Source organism: Clostridium sp. MSTE9 (assembly GCF_000277625.1).
Lineage (GTDB): Bacteria > Bacillota > Clostridia > Oscillospirales > Acutalibacteraceae > Faecalispora > Faecalispora jeddahensis.
The window spans coordinates 1-21,565 of sequence record NZ_AKFU01000040.1; the positions used below are offsets into that span (position 1 = coordinate 1).

Annotated in this window: 23 protein-coding genes and 2 pseudogenes; 3 read left to right on the forward strand and 22 right to left on the reverse strand. The window is 44.8% G+C overall.

Annotated features, from left to right (window positions below; translation table 11 throughout):
- From HMPREF1141_RS12170 to HMPREF1141_RS12230, 16 genes and pseudogenes are all read right to left on the reverse strand, one after another.
- Nucleotides 1–495, reverse strand: a 495-nt coding sequence (locus HMPREF1141_RS12170; RefSeq protein WP_009064802.1) for an ATP-binding cassette domain-containing protein, incomplete at its 3' end; no start/stop codon positions are given.
- 202 nt (nucleotides 496–697) lie between these two features.
- Complete coding sequence (locus tag HMPREF1141_RS12175) at nucleotides 698–1,435, reverse strand: pseudouridine synthase (protein ID WP_009064800.1); 738 nt, start codon at nucleotides 1,433–1,435, stop codon at nucleotides 698–700.
- Nucleotides 1,436–1,676: 241 nt separating this feature from the next.
- Complete coding sequence (locus HMPREF1141_RS12180; protein ID WP_009064817.1) at nucleotides 1,677–2,258, reverse strand: DUF4830 domain-containing protein; 582 nt, start codon at nucleotides 2,256–2,258, stop codon at nucleotides 1,677–1,679.
- 130 nt (nucleotides 2,259–2,388) lie between these two features.
- The gene (gene gltS, locus HMPREF1141_RS12185) at nucleotides 2,389–3,621 is read right to left on the reverse strand and encodes a sodium/glutamate symporter (RefSeq protein WP_009064834.1); all 1,233 of its coding nucleotides are present in this window, start codon (nucleotides 3,619–3,621) and stop codon (nucleotides 2,389–2,391) included.
- A 408-nt stretch (nucleotides 3,622–4,029) separates the two neighbouring features.
- Nucleotides 4,030–4,968: a class II fructose-1,6-bisphosphate aldolase gene (fba, locus tag HMPREF1141_RS12190; protein WP_009064806.1), complete on the reverse strand. Its 939-nt coding sequence runs from the start codon at nucleotides 4,966–4,968 to the stop codon at nucleotides 4,030–4,032.
- Nucleotides 4,969–5,087: 119 nt separating this feature from the next.
- A complete protein-coding gene (locus HMPREF1141_RS12195; RefSeq protein ID WP_009064826.1) occupies nucleotides 5,088–5,924 on the reverse strand; it encodes a DNA glycosylase in 837 nt (278 codons plus the stop codon).
- A 204-nt stretch (nucleotides 5,925–6,128) separates the two neighbouring features.
- Nucleotides 6,129–6,257: pseudogene (locus tag HMPREF1141_RS17590) on the reverse strand (IS200/IS605 family transposase); the annotation flags it as partial.
- Nucleotides 6,258–6,308: 51 nt separating this feature from the next.
- Nucleotides 6,309–7,988, reverse strand: coding sequence for a recombinase family protein (locus HMPREF1141_RS12200; protein ID WP_009064819.1), 1,680 nt, complete (start codon nucleotides 7,986–7,988; stop codon nucleotides 6,309–6,311).
- A 140-nt stretch (nucleotides 7,989–8,128) separates the two neighbouring features.
- Complete coding sequence (locus HMPREF1141_RS12205; protein WP_009064822.1) at nucleotides 8,129–8,392, reverse strand: DUF6870 family protein; 264 nt, start codon at nucleotides 8,390–8,392, stop codon at nucleotides 8,129–8,131.
- 141 nt (nucleotides 8,393–8,533) lie between these two features.
- Nucleotides 8,534–8,734: a hypothetical protein gene (locus HMPREF1141_RS12210; RefSeq protein WP_011988842.1), complete on the reverse strand. Its 201-nt coding sequence runs from the start codon at nucleotides 8,732–8,734 to the stop codon at nucleotides 8,534–8,536.
- A 455-nt stretch (nucleotides 8,735–9,189) separates the two neighbouring features.
- Complete coding sequence (locus HMPREF1141_RS12215) at nucleotides 9,190–9,609, reverse strand: sigma factor-like helix-turn-helix DNA-binding protein (protein ID WP_009064814.1); 420 nt, start codon at nucleotides 9,607–9,609, stop codon at nucleotides 9,190–9,192.
- A 487-nt stretch (nucleotides 9,610–10,096) separates the two neighbouring features.
- Nucleotides 10,097–10,285 (reverse strand): cysteine-rich KTR domain-containing protein, encoded by a 189-nt coding sequence (locus HMPREF1141_RS17155; RefSeq protein WP_081488014.1) that lies wholly within the window; start codon nucleotides 10,283–10,285, stop codon nucleotides 10,097–10,099.
- Between the two features lie 29 nt (nucleotides 10,286–10,314).
- On the reverse strand, nucleotides 10,315–10,572 hold the full coding sequence (locus HMPREF1141_RS17160) for a hypothetical protein (protein ID WP_011988844.1): 258 nt from the start codon (nucleotides 10,570–10,572) through the stop codon (nucleotides 10,315–10,317).
- Complete coding sequence (locus tag HMPREF1141_RS12220; protein WP_009064835.1) at nucleotides 10,526–11,389, reverse strand: aminoglycoside 6-adenylyltransferase; 864 nt, start codon at nucleotides 11,387–11,389, stop codon at nucleotides 10,526–10,528. Before HMPREF1141_RS12220 ends, HMPREF1141_RS17160 begins: the two co-directional genes overlap by 47 nt.
- Before the next feature lie 53 nt (nucleotides 11,390–11,442).
- The gene (locus tag HMPREF1141_RS12225) at nucleotides 11,443–12,276 is read right to left on the reverse strand and encodes a histidinol-phosphatase HisJ family protein (RefSeq protein ID WP_009064810.1); all 834 of its coding nucleotides are present in this window, start codon (nucleotides 12,274–12,276) and stop codon (nucleotides 11,443–11,445) included.
- Between the two features lie 13 nt (nucleotides 12,277–12,289).
- Nucleotides 12,290–13,450 (reverse strand): MFS transporter, encoded by a 1,161-nt coding sequence (locus tag HMPREF1141_RS12230; RefSeq protein WP_009064824.1) that lies wholly within the window; start codon nucleotides 13,448–13,450, stop codon nucleotides 12,290–12,292.
- A 111-nt stretch (nucleotides 13,451–13,561) separates the two neighbouring features.
- Between HMPREF1141_RS12230 and HMPREF1141_RS12235 the strand changes: the two genes are divergently transcribed.
- On the forward strand, nucleotides 13,562–14,458 hold the full coding sequence (locus HMPREF1141_RS12235) for an AraC family transcriptional regulator (protein WP_009064827.1): 897 nt from the start codon (nucleotides 13,562–13,564) through the stop codon (nucleotides 14,456–14,458).
- An 82-nt stretch (nucleotides 14,459–14,540) separates the two neighbouring features.
- On the opposite strand, the gene HMPREF1141_RS12240 is transcribed toward HMPREF1141_RS12235, so the two are convergent.
- Nucleotides 14,541–14,963 carry a DUF523 domain-containing protein gene (locus HMPREF1141_RS12240; RefSeq protein ID WP_011988846.1) on the reverse strand — a complete coding sequence of 141 codons (423 nt, stop codon included), beginning with the start codon at nucleotides 14,961–14,963 and terminating at the stop codon, nucleotides 14,541–14,543.
- Between the two features lie 30 nt (nucleotides 14,964–14,993).
- Entirely contained in the window at nucleotides 14,994–15,518 is a 525-nt protein-coding gene (locus tag HMPREF1141_RS12245; RefSeq protein WP_009064821.1) for a nitroreductase family protein, read from the reverse strand.
- A 142-nt stretch (nucleotides 15,519–15,660) separates the two neighbouring features.
- Between HMPREF1141_RS12245 and HMPREF1141_RS12250 the strand changes: the two genes are divergently transcribed.
- The gene (locus tag HMPREF1141_RS12250; RefSeq protein ID WP_009064831.1) at nucleotides 15,661–16,257 is read left to right on the forward strand and encodes a TetR/AcrR family transcriptional regulator; all 597 of its coding nucleotides are present in this window, start codon (nucleotides 15,661–15,663) and stop codon (nucleotides 16,255–16,257) included.
- A gap of 398 nt (nucleotides 16,258–16,655) precedes the next feature.
- On the opposite strand, the gene HMPREF1141_RS12255 is transcribed toward HMPREF1141_RS12250, so the two are convergent.
- Nucleotides 16,656–17,240, reverse strand: a complete 585-nt coding sequence (locus HMPREF1141_RS12255) for a hypothetical protein (protein WP_020073007.1) — start codon at nucleotides 17,238–17,240, stop codon at nucleotides 16,656–16,658.
- 345 nt (nucleotides 17,241–17,585) lie between these two features.
- Here HMPREF1141_RS12255 and tnpA point away from each other — a divergent pair.
- A pseudogene (tnpA, locus tag HMPREF1141_RS12260) lies at nucleotides 17,586–17,912 on the forward strand (IS200/IS605 family transposase); the annotation flags it as partial.
- 208 nt (nucleotides 17,913–18,120) lie between these two features.
- Here the strand turns inward: tnpA and HMPREF1141_RS12265 are convergent.
- The 3 genes from HMPREF1141_RS12265 to HMPREF1141_RS12275 form a co-directional block, all read right to left on the reverse strand.
- On the reverse strand, nucleotides 18,121–19,521 hold the full coding sequence (locus HMPREF1141_RS12265; protein ID WP_035317084.1) for a relaxase/mobilization nuclease domain-containing protein: 1,401 nt from the start codon (nucleotides 19,519–19,521) through the stop codon (nucleotides 18,121–18,123).
- An 80-nt stretch (nucleotides 19,522–19,601) separates the two neighbouring features.
- Nucleotides 19,602–19,901, reverse strand: a complete 300-nt coding sequence (locus tag HMPREF1141_RS12270; protein WP_009064829.1) for a CD1845 family protein — start codon at nucleotides 19,899–19,901, stop codon at nucleotides 19,602–19,604.
- Between the two features lie 203 nt (nucleotides 19,902–20,104).
- Nucleotides 20,105–21,478 (reverse strand): IS1182 family transposase, encoded by a 1,374-nt coding sequence (locus tag HMPREF1141_RS12275; RefSeq protein WP_009059751.1) that lies wholly within the window; start codon nucleotides 21,476–21,478, stop codon nucleotides 20,105–20,107.
- Nucleotides 21,479–21,565 lie beyond the last annotated feature (87 nt).

Sequence of the window (21,565 nt, forward strand, 5' to 3'; positions counted from 1 at the left end):
CAGGTTGGAGAGCGGCTCGTCAAGCAGGAAGACCTTCGGATCACGGACGATGGCACGGCCCAGCGCAACGCGCTGACGCTGGCCGCCGGAGAGAGCCTTCGGCTTTCTGTCGAGCAGGTGAGAGATATCCAGAATGCGGGCGGCTTCTTCCACGCGGCGCTTGATCTCATCCTTCGGAGTCTTGCGGAGCTTGAGGCCGAAAGCCATGTTATCGAACACGGTCATGTGCGGATACAGCGCATAGTTCTGGAACACCATTGCGATATCGCGGTCTTTGGGGGCAATGTCGTTGGACAGCTTGTCCCCGATGTACAATTCGCCCTTGGAAATTTCCTCCAGCCCGGCGATCATACGAAGCGTGGTGGATTTTCCGCAGCCGGACGGGCCAACCAGAATGATAAATTCCTTGTCTTCGATCTCCAGGCAGAAATCCGTAACCGCCGTCACGCCGCCTGGATAAATCTTGTAAATGTTTCTGAGTGATAAGCTTGCCATAATAAACCTCCTGAGCATATGGATCAGTCTGAAAGCACGGCGTCACTTGACGCCAAAAACCTGATGGAATAGCAAGATTTGATATTATTAATATATCAGAACCACCCTGGTTTTAACAGACCTTTTTTACCCAAACTTTGCATGGAGCGTTTAGGTAAATCCCATAAAGAAGCTAAAGATGTGATAAAAACAAGGAGGCTTTTCAGGTGAAAACCGCCAGAATTTCTTTGGCAGTCATTTGTCGAATTTCACCAGGGGAAAGATTCGGGTCCAATTTCAGCGAACCAATCTGCACGCGGCGCAGCGCCAGCACGGTTTTTCCGCGGGCCATAAACATTCGTTTAACCTGATGGAATTTTCCCTCATGGATACATACGCGTACCTGACGCTGCAAAGGCGTGATTTTTTCGTCGGCAAGCTCAGGGGGCAAAACAGACAATTTTGCAGGAAGTGCTTCGAAATCTTTCATTTTTACTCCGACAGAAAAGGCTAGGATATCCTGTGAATCGATGGGAAGATCGAGTACGGCATCATAAATTTTCTCAACTTTCTTTTTGGGTGAGAGCATTTTATGTGCATAATCTCCATCGTTTGTCAAAATGAGCAAACCTTCCGTATCTTTATCGAGCCGGCCCGCCGGGAACAGCCCCCGGCGCTGCCACTCCTGCGGAACCAGATCCACAACGGTTTTAGCCCTGGTATCGCGCGAAGCAGACAGAACGCCCTTCGGTTTATTCATCATAAGGTAAATAAAGCGGGAAACCGCCAACTCGCGGCCCTCCACTGCAATCGCATCCTGTTCCTCATCAGCCTTATGCTCCGGCCGCACCACCACCGCTCCGTTCACCGTGACCCGCCCTTTGCGGATCATCAGGCCCACTTCTTTGCGGCTGCCGATGTTCTGAGAAGCCAGTATTTTATCGAGCCGTTTCAGCGCCATCGTACTTTCCCCCTGCCCTTTGTATTCTTACTATTGCCAGACAACCGAACCGGCATCCGGCTGAATACGGCAATTCTTCCTCGCCGCAGGCAGAGAAAGAAATAAATGTCCTTTTGTAAAGCTGTCGGCTCTATTGTACCGTGGGCAGGCGGGAAACGTCAAGACGAAAAGCGTGCGGAGAATCATTCCCCGCACGCCGCGCTTTAAATTATTCATGTAAAATGATATCCGATGCGCCAGGTCAATCCGTCGGCCAGGCGTTGGTGGGGATTTCGCTGACATTCGTCTCTTTGGCAGACTCCGCCGAAGAGGTGAGCTGCTGCGCCGTATTGCCGGGCGTGATACGGTCACTGCCGGCAAATCCGCACATCGAGCCGTCCAGCGGGGTGGAGCTGATATCTCCCCCGATCACCTTGCCGCTGTAAACCAGCATGGTGGCACGAACAGGCGAACCCTGATCGGTGGCGTTGTTGATCTGGTACACCCACTGTTTGCAGATCTTGCCCGCATAACGGGTCAGGTCGAGCCCCTGCTCCTTTTGCAGAGCATTGTATTTTTCATATACCTCGTTAAAGGTCGCCGGAATCGTCACCTCACGGATTTCGACCGGTTCTTCCGTAACCTCCCAGCCGAACTGGGTCAAAAACGCAATGCGGTCCTCATTGCTCTCCGCCTTCAGATTATATTTCTGGCCGCCCATCGTCGCCTCGCTGCCGGAGCCATGAACAACCACTGCGGTGATCGTAACAAGAATCAGCACCAGAATCAGGAAAATAACCAGCAGGATATTTTTACGCTTTGCTTTCACAGATACGACGAACATCGCTCTCTCCCCCTTATTTCATACCAATACATATGCACGGCGCGGCGCGCTCATGCAAGCATTTTTATGCGAAGAAAAAATCTACGCCGTTGTTCCAAATCCTCTGCCCAGCGGCGCAGAGGAGGAGCGGTCAGCACAGAATATTGATGCACCAGATGACGAACGGCTGATAGAACACATCGATCAAAAACGCGCCCACAATGGGAACGATGATCAGCGCCTTGCGGGATTCGCCATATTTCTCCTGAATGGTCGTCATGTTGGCTACCGCGGTGGGGGTGGAGCCGATGTCGTGCCCGATCAGGCCGGCGCACATGACGGCCGCGTCGTAATTCTTGCCCAGAATCCGGAAAATCACGAAATACGTGAGCAGAACCAGAAGCACCGTCTGCGTGACCAGCACAATGAGCAGCGGCAGCGCCAGCGCGGCCAGTTCCCAAAGCTTGAGCGTCATCAGCGCCATCGACAGATACAACCCCAGAGTCACATCTCCGACTTTGTCGTTAAAGTCCATCCGGAACTCATAAAAATGATACTTCTCGTTCAGGTTGCGCACCAGCACGGCAAAGAACATCGCGCCCACATAGGTGGGGATCGACATGTGAACCAGCTGGCCCAGATACCCGACGATGACCGCCCCAAGCGTCATGCAGAGCATCAGCGCGGTCAGGTTTTTCATGGTGGCGGCATAATCCATCTCCGGCCGCTCCGCCGCTTCCATTTCGTAGCCCGCGACATCAATCTCAAACGTCTCCTCCGGCTTTGGCTCCAGGCGATACCGGATGATCAGGCGGCGGCCCAGAGGCCCGCCGATCAGGCTGGCTGCGATCAGACCGAAGGTCGCCGCCGTAAGCCCGACAAGACTGGCGCCGGGGTAGCCCATCGCTTCCAGCGTCTGGCCGTAGGCCGCCGCGCCGCCGTGGCCGCCCACCAGAGCCACCGGGCCGGATACAATTCCATAGGCCGCGTGCAGCCCCACCATCGGGCCAAGCCCGACGCCAATGCCTGTTTGCAGCACCGTTACCACCACGTTTACCAGCCAATAAATCACCAGCAGCTTACCGCCGGTCAGCAGCACCCGCAGGCTGGCCCCCAGCCCTACCGTGGTAAAAAACGCGAGCATAAAGACCGACTGAAGCGTGGAATCAAATTGAAAACTGACCGCTCCGCTTAAGTAAAAGCCGAAATTGATAAACACGAATAAGAATCCGCCCACCACGGGAGCGGGGATGCAAAACTTTTCGAGGAAATGAACTTTACTTTTGATCCAGTAGCCAATCAGCAGGAAGATCGCCGCAAGAGTCATCGTGCCGATGTTATCGAACGAGAAGGTCAATACCGAATCAACAAATTCTGCGCGCATACAACAAGCCCCCTCCATTTTATCCGGACACCTGCACACCGAGCCAAGGAGAACTCAACCGCCGGATCAGCATCCAGCGGCTGTGTAGGTACCTGTGCCGGTATCTCTGTCTGAATAAATATGATGGGTTCAGCCTCAATTATGAACCTTTTGGGGAAGATCTGTTCTCCTCCGCTCAGAGTAAAGGTATACGCGTCCGTCCAAAATCAGCGGGCAAACAGACAGAACGCCGTTCTCCTTTTACAGGGTAAACAGTCTCATAGCGGCAGACGCTGCATAAAAAAGCCCCTTTGTCCAAAGGACAAAGGGGCTTGCCCGGAGAGCTAAAACAGTTCACACTGTATTCCCGCCGAAGCGACTTTTTTCACGGATTGATCCACAACACAAAGCGGCCGTTTCCAGGGCCCTTTATGCTTTGCCTGCGCAGCCCAGAACGGTGTTGATCTTATGCTCGACCATCTCTTTGATGGCGGTGCGGGCGGGCCCGAGGTACTGGCGGGGATCGAAATGAGAAGGATTCTCCGCCAGATATTTGCGCACGCTGGCGGTCATGGCCAAACGCAGGTCGGAGTCGATGTTGATCTTGCAGACAGCCATGGTAGCCGCCTGGCGCAGCATTTCTTCCGGAATACCGATCGCGTCGGGCATGCTTCCGCCGTAACGGTTGATTTCCTCCACAAACTGTGGAACAACGGACGAGGCACCGTGCAGTACGATGGGGAATCCGGGCAGACGGCGGGAAACCTCCTCCAGAATATCGAAGCGCAGCTGCGGCTTCTGGCCGGGTTTGAACTTATAGGCGCCGTGGCTGGTTCCAATGGCGATCGCCAGCGAATCCACGCCGGTTCTCTTGACAAAATCCTCTACCTGATCGGGGTCGGTGAAATGTGCCTTGTCCTCATCCACACTCACTTCGTCCTCAATACCGGCCAGCTGACCAAGCTCGGCCTCGACCGTTACATTGTATTTGTGAGCATACTCCGCAACGCGGCGGGCTTCCTCCACGTTCTCCTCATAGGGCTTGGAGGAACCATCGAACATGACGGAGGTAAAACCGCCGTCGATGCACTCCTTGCACAGCTCAAAGGAGGGGCCGTGATCCAGATGCAGAGCGATGGGCAGCTCGGGATCCAACAGAACTGCGGCTTCCACCAGCTTTGTCAAATAAGTGTGGTTGGCATATTTGCGCGCGCCTGCGGACACCTGAAGGATGACCGGAGCTCTCAGCTCATGGCAGGCTTCTGTGATTCCCTGAATGATTTCCATGTTGTTGACGTTGAACGCGCCGATGGCGTATCCGCCCTCATAGGCTTTTTTGAACATTTCCGTCGTATTTACCAATGGCATATGGATCACACTCCTGAATGATTTTAGAATACGTTATTGTCATTATACCATAAACCGGAAGAAAAGACAGGCTTGTGAAAAAAATATCTATAAAATCTTCCATGGAATTTTTGTGCCATTCAGGCAGAGAACAGCTGTGCATTACACCGGCTGTAATGGAACAGATACTGCTGCGCCACGCCCGCATACGGCCCAAGCTGCTGCGGAGTATAGCCGGGCAGCAGCACTGCCATGGCGCGCTTCATCCACACGTCCATGGGAAACGCTTCGAGCCGGTGCAGGCCGTACAGCAGCGCGCACTCCGCCACCTTTTCCCCCACGCCGTAAATTTTCATCAGGCTTTGCCGCGCCTCATCGATCGGCAGGCGGGAAAGAGCTTCTAAATCCACCTCGCCGCCAGCCACCTTCTGCGCCGCGTCGATCAGGTATTTGGCTCGGAAGCCGCTGCGTACCGGCGCAAGGGAATCTACCGTCTGAACAGCCAGACGTTCCGGCGACGGAAAATCATAAAAGCCGTCGTGCTCTTCGCCAAGCAGCTGGCAGAGCCTGTCCACCAGTCCCTTAATGCGCGGGATGTTATTGTTCTGAGACAGAATAAACGAACACAGCGCCTCCCACGGGTCCTGCTGCAGCAGACGGATCCCCGGGGCAAATTCGGCCGCCTGCCGCAGCGCCGGGTGCATCTGCGCCAGCGACTCGCGCACCGCCGCGTAATCGAAATCCAGATCGAAGTAAGGAATCCAGGTTGTTTCGAACTCCGCCGCCGTCACTCCGTGGAACAGCACCGTCTCGTTCTGCTCGGTGATCGTGAGTGTACGCCCGCAGGCAATCCCGCGGTATTCCCCGCCGGGCAGCACCTGCCAGCGAAAGCACTGGCCGCAGTCGAGCGTCTGGAGCAAATCCAGATCGGGGGACGACGGGATCTCTATCCCATGCGAAGTCTTTCGGTAAAACATGAGTTCCTCCTCTGCCGCGCTCCCGGCGCGGCGTTACAATGGGAACATTATAGCATACTTTTCCTCAGACGGGAACGGGCGGAGGAAACTGCCAGATAATAAAAATCCACCGGCTACGCCGGTGGTATTTCAAAAGCGGGTATAACCCGCCGTTACTGGCGGCCATTGCAATGGCTGGTACGATCTGACATTTGCAAAAGATTGTTATTTGCTACCCTTAAAAGGGTCTTGGTATTCCCTAAACGTTAATTGATCCTCTAATTTATCTTCTTCTAGTTGATTTTGGATATACTCTGTTATCCTTTTTGCATTTTTTCCTACCGTATCCACATATGAGTGTTATATATTAGGAAAACCAACAAGCTCTGTTCGTGTGTAGGTGTCTTATCCTACCTGTAAATGCGAGTTGACTTCGATATACTGGATAATGCGGCGCAGCTCGTCGGCAAACTTAAACCGTATGCTTATGTCGCCGCCCTCGTATACTTTGATATGGTCAACCAGTTCGATTAAGATTTCTCTTGTCAGCTTGTCGATGTTCTCGTATTTTCGGAAAGTTGCTAAAAAAGGATTTTCGGTGTCAATGCCATTTTCCAGTTCGTCCCGCTCTTTTTTCAGATTGGCAATCACTGTGCCAATGGCTTCATTTTGCTGTTCATAATCTTCACTCATGTGGCGGTAATCATTATGTGTGATATGACCGTCTTTCCAGTCCTGATAAAGTGCTTGCTTGTACCGCATGATTTTGGTAAGCTCTTTTTCTTTTGCGGTAATCAGTTCATTCAGCCGTATCGACTGGCTTTTTTTGAGCGGAGCCAAGTTAATTTTTGATACAATAGCGGAATAGCTGACTGCAAGATGTACCTGTTGCCGGATTGCATAGAGTACAGCCGCTTCAAGCCTTGTGCTTTTAATAGAGTGCATAGTGCAGGCTTTTTTAGAAAGGCTCTTATATGTTCCGCATTGGTAGTAAACGTACAATTCCTTGCTTGCTATCCGCGACATTGCCCGGCCACAATCCGCACAGCGGAGAAAGCCGCTAAACAGATAAAGCTGTTTCTGTTTTGGAGAAGTGCGGGTGTCACGCTTTAGCAGTTGCTTAACCTTTTCAAAGGCTTCGCGGTCAATAATCGGTTCATGGGTATTCGGGACAACAATCCAGTCTTTTTCAGGTACAGCTTCGATTTTGTGTATCTTGTAGCTTTTCACACGGTTTCGCCCCTGTGCCATATCTCCAACATAGACGGGATTTTTCAGCATATTGCTGATAGTAATGGTACTCCACATGGGCTGTGTCTGTCCGTTGGGGCATTTGTACTTTAATCCCTGACTTTGCTTGTAAACGGAAGGACACATAACACCGTGGTCGTTCAGATGATTCACAATAGCCCTGACGGTCATACCGCTTAGACACATGGAAAAAATCTTCTTTACCACTTCGGCGGCTTCATGGTCTACCAACAAAGCGTGTTTATCATTGGGGTCTTTGATGTAGCCATAGGGGGCATAGGAGCCAATAAATTCGCCATTACGTTTCTTGTAGTCAAACACCTGACGGATTTTCTTTGAAGTTTGGTAACAATACTGGTCGTTCATTACGTTCGTTATAGGAACAAGAATACTTGATACGCTGTCAGGGTTCAAATAACTGTCTACGCCCTCTGCCAAGCTGATAAAGCGTACATTCATCTGAACAAACAAATTTTCAATCAGGCTCCCGGCGTCCGTATAGTTACGGGAAAGACGGGAAAGGTCTTTGACAATCACGCAGTTTACCTTTTTCGCGTAAATGTCGGCCAGCAGTCTTTGAAAATCTGCCCGGTTCGTGTCTGTACCTGTGCAACCGTCATCAACATAGGTTTCGGCGCTTTCAAATTCATCAAGGTGCTGTCTGTAATAATCATCAAGCAACTTTTTTTGATTGGTGACACTGTTGCTGTCGTCCTTGCCACGATTCAAGTCCTCTTTGGATAACCGGATATATTTTGCAAGATTCCACCGTGTAGGATTATACGAAAATTGAGAAACAGCAGTATTTGTTTCCCTGTTTTTGGTTCGTGCCATGCTTCCTCCTTCCTATCACATTACACTTACATTATACCATTTCAGCATAATGCGAACAATGTTGTCGAGGGCTTAAAAATACTGTTAGATAGCTGATATTACCGACTTCGGGCCAAGTTGGCCCGAAGTGACATGACCGATTACAGGCCGCTTTTCTGCCGTATAAGAAAGTTTGTAATTACATCCTGCAAGGGGGGGCCGTCCTCCGGGAACTCTACCTTTACCGCAGTATCTCCATGACGGAAGCAGTAAGGGTTTTTTACCTGCTTCAAAATATGTGCCGCACGTTCCCTTTGAGGCAGGCTGTTATCAAAGTCGATTCCGCTAACATCTGTCAACTGTGATTTATCCACTGTGGCAATATCCACATCTTGCATTGTGATGATCTGTTCCAGATTTACCATCGCTTTGTGCCTCCTTCTCAAATGAAAAATGTACTTTATGTTTCCTGCTGTCCTATGAGGAAACATAAACAGTCACCACTTTATAAGCAAAAGTGATGGCTGTTAATCTTTCCTCATACTTCGGGCCGAGTTGGCCCGAAGTCAATAGGGACTGTTCCGGTAATGCCCGTCTGCTTCGTGAATGGATTTGAAGTCAAATCTTTCGTTCAGTTCCATAACCACGCGCCGAATATCATCAGAGCTAAAACCACAGCTTTCCATTGCCCAAATGACATAGCCGCGACAAGCATTGTTGCTCCACGGTTCAGGCAGTATTTCCGATAAATTCATATCTTTTTCCATTTCGATTCTCCTATGCCAGAATAGGGGGAGTGCCGCGCCGGGAAAGAATGGGCTGTCATTAGACAGAAATGCCCGGCGCGGCCTCCTATATGGTAAATAAGAGGATAACCCGGACAGGCGGCGGCAACCGCCCTCATGGGAATTTCACCCCGCCCCATGCTGATGGCGCGACGGTCAATACTGTGACGCGTTCAAACCGTAAGTATCATTGTACCAATCAAAAGATTATCGCCGGGTAGATTGCCATATCTGCTCTGTCACAGTTGGTAGGAATCGCTCACGCTCCGTTTGGTTTTTCCCCCTTTCAACGGGCGGTTTTGGCGTACCCTGTGGCTTGGCTCCCTTTTGATTGAACGTATCCGGGTTATCTGTATTCAGTTGTCAAAGAACGGCAGATGGAGAAAAAACTCCTTCTAATAGCCATGTGATTTGAAAGGCAAATTCGGAACTGGAAATTAAGACTTTTTCAAAAATTTCTCCATGCTTTTCAACCCTTTCTCAATAGCAACTCTGACGGCTTTTTCATTTATACCCTCTGCCCGTGCAATATCGGATTTACTCATACCGAGTATGTAATGGGCATAAATTCGTTTTCCTTGCTTGTCCGGCAAGTAAGCGATTGCGGAGTGCAGTTGTTCGGAAGTAATTTTACGCTCGTAAATCTCGCAAGGGGAAAGGGATTCAAAAAGAATATCCTTTTCGATCCCGTCGTCAGCGTCCAGCGAATAGTGGGCTTTGTTATAGAAGCGGCGGCGAATGTAGTTTTTCTCCAAACGTTCTGCTTCCAGCAAAGCGTCCTTGATTTCATCTGATATCTCAACAAAAAAGTCTGAATTATAAAACGGGTAATAATCCCGCAGATTGATTTTTGCCATAAGGCGTTCCTCCATTTCGATTTTTTAGGGAATAGTGAATCGAAATGGAGCGGGAGGGGAACGACAGCGAGGTCGGACTTCGGGCCAAGTTGGCCCGAAGTGACAAGGCTTGTTCCATACGTTGTCAGTGAAAAAAGGATACAAAAAAACACCTTTACGCAAATTAGCGCGAAAGGTGTCGAATAAAAAATGGGCGCAATAGCCGCCCACAAGTTGATATAATACTTTTAAACTATGTAAATGAAATTTTTCTGCTATATTAAACCGTCACAATATGGCGGCGTTTCTCTCAGAGAAAAAAATGCTTTGGGGTACATAAAAACCTCCTTATCCCAAAGCCGCCAGAATAAGAAGAATTACAGGTATACTCTTTCCGATTTTTAACGGAAAATGACGGCTTTGTATGTCTGTTAAATTTGTCAGCAATCGTATAACAGAAAATTGTTATATGAAAAGAGCCGATAATCAAGAGATATGTACTCATTGATTATCGGCTCTGCGTCTTTGCGTCTGGCTCTTTGATAACTGACAAATTGAGTTGTAGCACATTGATTAGAGATTCTTGTTTACATTTGGGACAGTATAGGGGGAAGTTTTCGAGGATTGTATCTTTCCTAATTTTCAGTCTTGTTTTATTGCCACATATAGGACATAGTAACCATTGAACTTCAATCATTATCACCCCCTACATCATTTCATTAGTTGCTATTTTTCTGCTCTAATAATTACTGTTCCACAATTTTGATACAAAACTTCAACCGTTTTAAAACCGGCGTTTTTCATAAGTTCAAATTGATGTACCAATGTCAGTGGAATATCAATTTGTATAAACATATCTTCGGGTGTATTATTTTGCTTGCGCTTATATTCGTATTCCTTAAGGCAAAGCGCTTCCTCTTCATCGCAATAGGCAAATCTAGTATATTTCTGTTGCGTTGGACGGTAAGCTTTTAACGCGCTCAAGGTAGCTCTTGCTATTTCTTGCTTCTGTCAAATCGTAGGGGAAATTTAATTTCTCACTTACCTCCAAAGAAATTTTCTGAAACAAATCGCACATGAGAAAAACAGCATCCCATATAGCGTTTATTTGTGCTTTCGAATAAGATTCTAAGTATTGTTCATAAATCCCTTTCGGCAAATACTTGTCCATGTATTTTGCGGATTTCCCTGCGCTGACTGAAAAATCATTATCAATCCCAATTTTCCATTCCAGCAGCCGCCTAAGCATTGGCCTTATTTGAAAATTTATCATATCCATTGCATATGGAATCTCATTCCTCCATAATCCCTTCGCCACATTATTTAAACACCACCAAAATTCATTACATGTACAATAGAATTGATTTGGCACCGGCTTTTTCACCCAATATTCTTCATCGGACAATACTTGTTTTTGAGGCATGATATTGTCCTTGTCAACTAGTGTTTTATACAATTCTAGACTATTAAGTACAGTTTCTAATGTCTTTACATGTAAATCCAATCTATTTCCATCAGTGAATTGAATTAGCCAACCATAGCAATTTTCAACATCAGAAGTGTAGTAGATATTTTCCTCTGGATATTGCATATACAAGCGCTCACCAAATCGATCAATCCAGGCTTTGTCCTCTCTGAATGACCTTGTTTCTGTAACAACATATACAATATCATAATCTTGAAAGATATCTTTTGGTACATTTGGATTTGCACGTGAACCTTCTAAGTAGGCCGCACGAATGCGGACATCATTGTTGGCAACTGCTATGATTAAATCCATCATTTCTTTTTCTGATCGCATACTGTGTCTCCTTTTATAGTGAAGATAAACTAAGTTATCCGGACAATTTTCTATTATATCAACTTATGAAAATGCGGCCTCATATTCTCGTATGTACAATGATATCGAAATCCCATATCGAATAATACTTTCTTGGTATTTTCAATATGTGCACCTAGCTGTCCTTTTTTATGACTGTCGCTTCCAATCGTGATAATCTCACCGCCTAATTTTTTATATAAAGTAAGTATATCTTTGGATGGTGTCATATCCGTAAGTCCATATCTGTAGGATGACGTATTTACTTCTATTCCTTTTCCATCACGAATGACAATTTTTAAAATTTCATTAACTATGTCTGAAATCTTTTCAAACGGATATGTGCCATTTTTATCATATCTTATAATAATATCTAAATGTCCCAAAACACTATAATTTTTATATTGTTTTACAATTTCCAGCAGCTCTTGATAATATTTTTCGTTATATTCTTTCTGGCTCTTTCCTTTCTGAAAATCCTGTGTCCATAATTCCAAGTTATCTATTTGATGCACAGATAGAATAATAAAATCAAATGGATATTTCACAAAGAGCTTTTCATATTGAGAAATTGTATGCACCTGTACTCCAAACTCCATTCCCTTTTTTATAGCAATCAAGTCACCATATAAATATTGTAATTCCTTAATCGTCTCAAAATATTCTGGATAATACACATTTGCCATAGGCATACCATCGCGATATTGAATTTCTTTCTTATCATTCCAGTCCAGCTTAACTCCATAATCTACATGATCCGTAAAACATATTTCTTCCATTTTTATTTGTATTGCATCTTTTACAACCTCTTCCATTTCATAAACAGAATCATCGCTAAATTCTGTGTGAACATGATAATCAGCAAACATTTTCTTCATCCCTTCAAGCAGTTTTTTTTACCAGCAATTCATGCATCATCACCATTAATAAAAGAATGATTAGCAAATATACCGGCAGCAAAACAATATTTATATGCTTTGCAATTAAGCCGAATAGCGGCGGCATCACACAGGTTCCCACATATGCACTTGCCATCTGAACCCCGATGATTGCCTGTGACTTATCCGCACCAAAACGGGACGGAGTGGAGTGAATAATACATGGGTAGATTGGCGCACATCCAAAACCAAAGAAAAACAAGCCGACCAAAGATATTACTTCATTTAACGGCAGTAACATCATAATAATACCAGCCGCAATGATTCCCTGCCCCAGACGAATCATTTGTAAATCGCTTAATTTCATACTTATAAATCCACTTAATACCCTCCCAATGGTAATACCAATAAAAAACATACTTGCAAAACCAGCCGCTGTCTCAATTGAAAATCCTTTGATCAGGGTAAGATAACTGCTTGCCCATAAGCCGGTCGTCTGTTCCAAAGCACAGTAGCAAAAGAAACAAAGCATTACTTCTTTTGCTCCAGAAATCTGAATTACCTCTTTCAAAGGCAATGCTTTTCCCGCTAAAATATCATTCTCTTCTGCCGTCCCTTTTTGGTTCTTCCATAACGGCAGGCTAAAAAACAAAACTACTGCAAAAGCAATCTGTAAAAAGGAAATATACTGATAACCTGCATTCCAATTCTGACCATGCTTCAAGGCATATCCCATCATATAAGGCCCAATAGTTGCGCCGATTCCCCACATACAATGAAGCCAACTCATATGTCTGCTTGCATAGTGAAGTGCTACATAATTATTCAAGGATGCATCAACACTACCTGCTCCAAGTCCGTAAGGAACTGCCCAGAAACAAAGCAAACCAAATGAGTGTGAACTGGAAAAGCCAAATAAAGCAACTGCCGTCATAGTAATGCTGATGGTCGTTATCTTTCCGGTTCCAAATTTACGGGTAAGTTTATCACTCTGTAAACTTGAAACAACGGTTCCGATTGCAATAATCATAGAAATGACGCCTATGTATGAAATCGGCACCCCAAATTCCATATACATGGATGGCCATGCCGAACCCAATAAGGAATCGGGCAATCCAAGACTAATAAATGCAATATAGATAATTACTAACAGTAATTGAAACATATTGATCTCCTTCTCTTTTTTGTGATATAATAATATCATCATTCAACGAACTTTTATATAATATTTCACTCGAAATTATATAATAAAATCGTCAAAGAGAAGGTATCTTGTATGAGCATAGCAAAATGTAATGTAACAGTGAATTCTTCCGGTGAAGAAGTTCAAAAGCATGGAACGTCAGAATTCCCGATTGCTTTTTATGAGGAAAACTTATCAAGCTATTCTATTCCCTGGCACTGGCACGAAGATTTTGAGATTATATGGGTAATCTCAGGATCGATAAAAGTATCTGTTAATAGCACAGAACATATCCTAAACAAAAATCAAGGGATATTTATCAATGCAGGCTTTCTTCATTCCATTCATGCAACAAACGATGGCGAATACGTTTTAAGATCCATTGTTTTTCATCCAAGGCTAATCGGAAGCATAGATAGTATATACTGGCAAAATTATATTGAGCCGATTATCCAGAATAAAAATCTGCCATACATTTTATTAGACCCATTCATTAACTGGCAGGACAAAATACTCGCTTACTCGATTTCTGTATGGAACAGACTTTATAACACTGAAAATGGTTTTGAAATATATGTCAGGAACGAATTATCGCAATTGATTCTAATTGTGCTAACAAATCATTCCATATGTGAAGCAAAACCCAGCATTCGAAATCTTCGAAATGCCGATCGAATAAAAACCATGCTTCAATACATTCAGATGCATTTTTCAGAAACCATAACCATCTCTACTTTAGCAAGGGTAGCGCTGATCAGTGAAAGCGAAGTTCTGCGCTGTTTTCACCGTACAATCCATTCCACACCGAATCAGTACCTGAAACAATATCGAATCCAAAAAGCATGTCAAATGTTAATCGATACAGATATGACTTCTATCGATATTGCCTTTCAATGCGGATTTCAAAGCAGCAGCTACTTTACGAAAACTTTCCGAGAACAGATTGGCTGTACCCCTTTGGAGTACAGAAAAAGGGATCAGCAATGCTAATCCCTCTTTCTAATGTAATGAAAAGTTAGACACGACGACCAACTGATATTCGGCAAAAACATTGAATTTTTCTATTTCGAATCTACATATTAAAATCTTCTGCATCTTTTACGGGGTACCCTTTAGTAATCAGGGCTTTAGCAAAAAGTCCCTGACCAGATATTAGCTTCCCGGTAAATGTTCCATCATATATATTGTTAACTCCGCAAGTTGGACTTCTTGACTGCAAAATAGCCAAATCAATTTTTTCTCCTTCTATTTTTTCTAATGCAAGCGCAACTGCTTTCCTATAATCAGAATCAACATTATTTCCCTTATCATCCATCACTACTTCATCAACAATCTCAGCACATGGTCGGGGAATAGGCATATTGGCTAACATTTCAGGACAAATACTGAGAACCTCTTTTCCTTTTAGATATTCAATCACAGCTTCATTGCGATTGTTTCTTCCATTATATTTACAATTACATCCTAGTACACATGCACTTACTAATACTTTCATACTCAACAACTCCTATGGAAGACTTTTACCTTAATCTATATATTTCTCATACATCACCGTTTCGCTTATTTCTTTGCGTTGGGCAATATGACGCTCTGGACTTAAAAAGCCTTTTTCTGGATACCCCATTAAGAGTAAAGCTGTCGGTTCTATGTACTCTGGTAAATGAAATTCATTGCTTATAATTGCGGGATCAAACAAACCAACCATTACGCTTCCAATATTTAATTCTCTTGCTGCCAACATCAGGTGGTCACAGACAATACCTATATCCAAATCGCCAGAACATTTTTGATCAAATGGCCGTATTAATTCATCCCGTCGATCCCGACACACGATAAAAACACACTTAGAACCAAACGTTTGATAAGCCTTTTTAATTTTTAAAATGTTTTCTTCACTTTGAACAACAATAATCCTTTGTGGTTGTTTATTACAGGCTGTAGGGGCGACACGTCCAGCCGATAAAATCTGATTTAAGTCATCTTTTGGAATCTGTGCTCCCGTAAAGCCGCGTGTTGTGCAGCGTTGTTTTGCCAGTGTTAAAAAATCCATTATTCTTCCTCCTATATACGAATGATTATTCACATTATTATTATAGTACCCGCATTGATAGATGTCAACAAAATGCGAATAATGATTCACATTTCATTGACCTGATTTAAAGTTCCAAGTATAATAAAAAAGAGGTGATATTATGAATGATGTAAGAGAACCCATTCAAAAACGTTCTATTGAAACAAAGAAAAAAATACTAGATGCCGGGTTTGCCCTTTTTTGCGAAAAAGGATATTATAAAACCAATACAATTGAGATTGCCAAACGTGCTGGTATCTCAACAGGAGCGCTATATAGTTACTTTAAAGATAAGAAACAAATATACATTGCTGCTTTTCACGATTATCTTGAAAATATTTCAGGCCATTTACTTGAAAAATTAAGTTTGCAACAACCTTTTTCACTAGCTAGTTTTGTCGAAAATTGGATCTGTTATTATATTGACTTATATGCCGATACCAGTCACGCTCTGGCTCAGTTAAGAATGATGATATCAGAAGATACTGATATCAATCGTCATTTTTCCAATTTTGAAAATGAATATTTTTTAAAAATTAAAGAGCTATTAAATAAAAATGGCATAACGCAAGATGACTTATTTGAAAAAGTTTACACTTGCTGCATTTTAATTGATGCTCTTAGACAGGAAAAATCTGCATTTTCACACAACGGCTTAGACTTCAATATTTTTAAAGACCAAGTAACCAAAACTGTCATTGTATTATTGTCAAGTTGATTTTTTATTAAGGGCTAATAAAATCGCAGAGCAAGTCTATTTTTCTGTATGGCAATTCAATTTGTCATTTGATAACTCTATCTATGTAATCTATCAAGGGGTGTAAATGAGAGACTTCAATTAATTCGGAAGCTCTTTCAGACGCAAAGATGGCGTAAGAAATTGCTTTCTTACGCCGGTATTAGCCACAGGTCTAGAGGTCAGGTCTTACCTTTTTCAACTTGTTCAGTTCCCTCGCAAACACATATCAATATTCCATTGTATTAGATAAGGACATTTTCCTTTGGAAAGCGTCATTATTATATCAAAATATACTCCAATCCAAAATCCTTCGCAAAAGTCGTAAACATCTATTAATCCTTCATATTTTCAGACTTTTTACTAAAAAACCATCTCATTCAGGAAAAGAAAGGCATTTGATACAGAAAAAAGGCAATAGCAGGTCCTATACACAGTGATATTAATGTTGTAATCAATTTTTTATGCATAAGAATTATAGCACAAATTAAAAATATTATCTCACAATACATATCATCATGATTACTGGACATAATTTGCAAAAGCATTACCGAAATAACACCTGCTGATAGTAATACCGCTAAGATATTATCTTGCTTTATTTTATGACATAAAACGGCCAAAAACGGCGATATTGCGGTAATTGTATACCAAATTAACATATAGCTATTAACATTAACATGAATCAATAAATGGTATATATGAAATGTAATATTTAGACTTAAGAAAAAAAACAAAACTCTAATTGCAGCTGAAATAGATTTTTCGCTTTTTAATGAAATAAATAATGCAATAAGGATCCATATACCAAAATTTGAAAGAATCGCATTTACATTTATTTGACCTAAGAAGAAATTGATATGGATATGCCTATTGTCTATATAGGCCGAAAAAAGACCTAATAAAACACCAACCACTGTAACGCTTAGTATGGGAATGACATTCTTTTTTGTTATTTTATTCAACTTTATAACCCTCCAAATTATATAAATAGCGAGTAATATCCATTCGCATTTTTCCATGATACATCTATTTATTTGCTAAATGAGATTGCAGTGTGTAACTGTAGCAATAATAATTAACGCAACGCCTGAACCAAACCATAACCCAACGAAATGGGACAACATCTGCTAAAGGCCCAAAAATCGCCATACCAATAGGCAAAAAACCGGAGTAGATTATTTTTGTATTCCATTGTTTTTATCCATATTTGCATTATACTTTGCGATGAACTTAATGGCAACCATAGCTCCATATATCTTGCCTCTGGAGTCGTATCATAGTACATCTCGGCAGCGAAATTACCGTAAATGCTTACAGTTTCACCATCATCACCGCACACAGACAGACATAATGACCACGTATTCACGCCGAAGTATCAGCGAAAGATAATCTATTATCAATTGAGGGACGACATACGGCAAATCATAAGAGATTTATGCAAAAGGAAGGGAATTGCGATCATAGAAGGACATATAATGCCCGACCATATTCATTTGCTTCTCTCAATTCCACCAAAATACAGTATATCGCAAATCATGGGATATCTCAAAGGAAAAAGTGCGATAATGATTTTCGATAGACATGCAAATTTAAAATACAAATTTGGTAATCGGAATTTTGGGGCGGAAGGATATTAAAAGCAAACCACAATTTTTGTGCCATTTTTGGGGCTTACGCTAACCCGCAAGCAGGGCAAGTGTATTGACACTTGCACATTTTTAAGATTTTTCCCTGCGGTCAAATCTTAAAAATTGCTTGTTGGGGCAAGCCGCCCCAAACCCTGCCACTTCGGGCCAAGTTGGCCCGAAGTCGGCGCTTCGCACCTTATGTTGCGTCATGTCGCTATCGCTCCCTTTCCTTATTTTTCTGCGCGTCCATCAGGCCAAGCAGATGGTCAATATTGCTTTTCACCGTTACAATTTCCTGCATATCTTTTTTGGTTTCCCGATACTCCCGGTAAGCCTTTTTCTTGTCTGCCGACAACCGCTGAAACTCTGCTTTCAGCGTATCCATTTTAGGTAACTTTGCCCCGGACAGCAAACGCCGGAAGGTGTCCTGCGCCGCCCGGTAGGTGGCAATATCCGCTTCATGCTCCACAAGATATTTCTTGTTGTACTTCGCCGCCTTATACCCCTCAAACACAGACCGGGTTTTAGCGTAATCCACCACTGCCGCCTTTAGCTCCGCATTGACACGCATAGCGGCTTCGGTGGATTTTATGCTATCCGAAAGCACATGAAAGTGGTCGGTAAGCTCTGCGGCCTTTTGCTCTAAATCCGCATATTCTATCAAGCCGTTTTCCTGTAAATACTGTAAGGCTGCCGCCATTTGCTTTAGGTTGAATACCTTTGCCCACCGTTCATAGGCAGGGCCTTTTCCAGCTTTCATACGGGATTGAATATCCACAATCAGATTGACCTTGCGCCGTTGCTGCGGGGCGGTTCTGCCCTCAATCGCCGCTTGTATATCCTCCTGCCCGTAGCCCTTGCCAAGAGTAGAAGCACGGAGCCGGGTAAAGCGTTCCTGCCCCTCTGCCCGAAAGCTAATTGCGCCGCCGCGCCCCTGCTTGATTTCATAGCCAGCCGCCACCATTGCTTGTAAAAAGGTATCCATATCCGGCGGCTTCGTTGCAAGGCAAATATCAATCTGCGCCTTTAATTTCTCTTGAAAGGTGGGCGGCTTATGACCGCCGAGCCATTCCCCGTAATGCTTGAATTTTCCCTTGCTGTGGCGTTTCGGATTGGTAATAACAGATAGCCTATTTTCAAAACATATACGGTCGGAGAGCCGCCGCACCGCACGGGCCGAACCGATAAAATCCCGGAATTTCCGGGTGCAGTCCAGCGAGGTTGAATTGTAGTAGATATGGCAATGAGGGTGGGGGCGGTCAGCATGGGAAACCACGAAAAAGGCGTGTCGGCCTTTCGTCCAGCGCATGGCAAGGTCATAACTGATTTTGAGGGCGGTTTCCGGATCTGTTTCGCCGGGCGGGAATGCCTGCCGGATTTGATAATACAGCACATCATTATCCCGTTTTTGTTCCCGCCCTGTGATAGCTTTGTACTTTGCTTTTGAGAGTAAAAATTCTGCGTCAGCCGTGTCGGGGTCACATTCATAGGCAAGAATTAAATCGCCGTTGCGGGTCTTGTCTGGATTTTTCCCGTAATCAAAACCGTCCTTTAAGGTTTCCATAATGGTCATGCCGCTTCCTGCATGACGGGTCATAAGGCGGGTGGTTGCTATGTGCATTTCCTCCTTTCCTCGAAAAAACAACTTCGGGCCAAGTTGGCCCGAAGTAGCCCGGCAGCTCTGTTATTCTGATGTTAGTTTACAATGAAAAAGCGAAGCGAGTTGTTCAGGCTGTGCAGTCCGTCAATCAGGTGTTCCGCAATGGCGGGAATCCCAAGAGGAGAAATCAAAAACGACAGGAACAGGAACACGCCGAAGCCCAGCTTTTCGCCGCTTATCAGCAGGGCAATACTGATAAGAACACCTATCCCGGAAACCACTTGCAAGAGAGCGGCTGCATAGCAGAACACAAATTCAATCATGGGTGTTACTATCGTCAGCAGAACCACAAACGGCGCGGCGATAATCTTAAATATCAGTTTGATAAACTTCATAAAAATTCTCCTTTCATTAAGCAACCTTATTGTTGTATCCTACCTATATTTTACCATTTCGTGCAGAGAGTAACAATGTTGTCGAGGCCACACCGATCTTGTCCCGGAACTTCGGGACAAGTTCGAGGTGTTGACAAACCCCGTCATCTGGGATGAAAACACAAAAAAGTAATGGGACAGGCAAAAAAATAGCGCCTTGGAGGTTATCCTAAGCACTTAATCATTCGTTTGAGGTTCAAGGCGGTTGCCGAAAGGAGGCAGTGGTCTTCCGCTGCCTCTATTCCTCGCCTGAACAGGCACCTTAAGTTGTGCATCCATTTCTGGGCCGCAAAGCTGCCCTCACACCAAATCTGCCGCAGGCCGAGAATACGCTTGTGGGTAGAAGCGTCGTCCGTTTTCCGCTGCCTTTTTACGGCTTCCTCAAAGATGTTCTTCCGGATGGTTCGGCTTCGGTGGCTGTTGCTCACACATTTGCTCAGCATCGGGCAGGCCCGGCAGTCCTTCCTGTCGGCTCTGTATATCCGGCAGATATTGTAGCTCTCCCTCTCAAGGCTCCGCAGTGTCAGTTCCTTTCCCCATGGACAAAGGAAGCAGTCCTTTTCCGCATCGTACCGAAAATCCTCGCGCTTGAGCTCCACCTTGTAGGTCGCCCCGCCCGTTTCCCCGGGCGTGTGCAGCCGGATGCCCATATCCTCCATCGCCCGGTAAATCATGCTGGTGCCGTAGGCGCTGTCCGCGCCGGCTTCCTGAATTTCCAATCCCATGTGTTCCCGCATGTATTCGATGCGCCCCAGGTATGGCTCCGAATCGTTCGCGTTTCCTGGCGTCACCGCCACGTCTACCACGATTCCATGAGCGGCGTCTACGCTTTGGTGATCCAGATAGTGCATCCCCTCCGGTTTCCCCGACCGCCGCAGCATCCCGGCATCCGGATCGGTGGTGCTGACCGTCTTTTCCACTTTTGTGCTTTCCTTTTTCTCACGTCCGGCACGCTGCGGCTTGACGGCGCCGGATGACTCCAACCTCACACGTTCCTCTGCTTCATACCGGTCCAGCCGTTCCATGTAGTCCGTTGTCTTGCGCTCCGCCAGCACTTTTGTATTCGCCTTAAAGGAAGCATTCGCTTTTACATGCGTGGAATCTGTCAGAATGATCTTTCCATCCACCAGTCCCTTTTCCATGCATAGATGCAGAATATGCTCGAACAAGTGGCGGAACACATTTTTTCCATGAAATCGCCTGCGCCGATTTTGGGAGATCGTAGAGTGATCAGGCACCCGGTCATCCAGATCCAACCCCAGAAACCACCGGTAGGCCATATTTACTTGAATCTCCTGCTCGATGCGCCGTTCCGATTCGATTCCGTACAAATACCCGACCAGCAGATATTTTACCAGCACTACCGGATCGACCCCAGGCCTTCCGTTATCTGGGCAGTACAAATCCCGAACCTCGTCGTAGATGAAGCTGAAATCCACAGCCTTTTCCAATTTTCGCAAAAAGTGCTCCTGCGGCACCAGATCCTCAAGGGTGATACAGTGCATTTTTATTTGTACCCCGGCTCGCTCTGTCAGCATCCCTAAACACATCCTACTGCTTTTTCTTTGCCTATATTATACCATTTTTGCCCTTCCTTTTGCTACTTTGTCAACACCTCGAAGTTG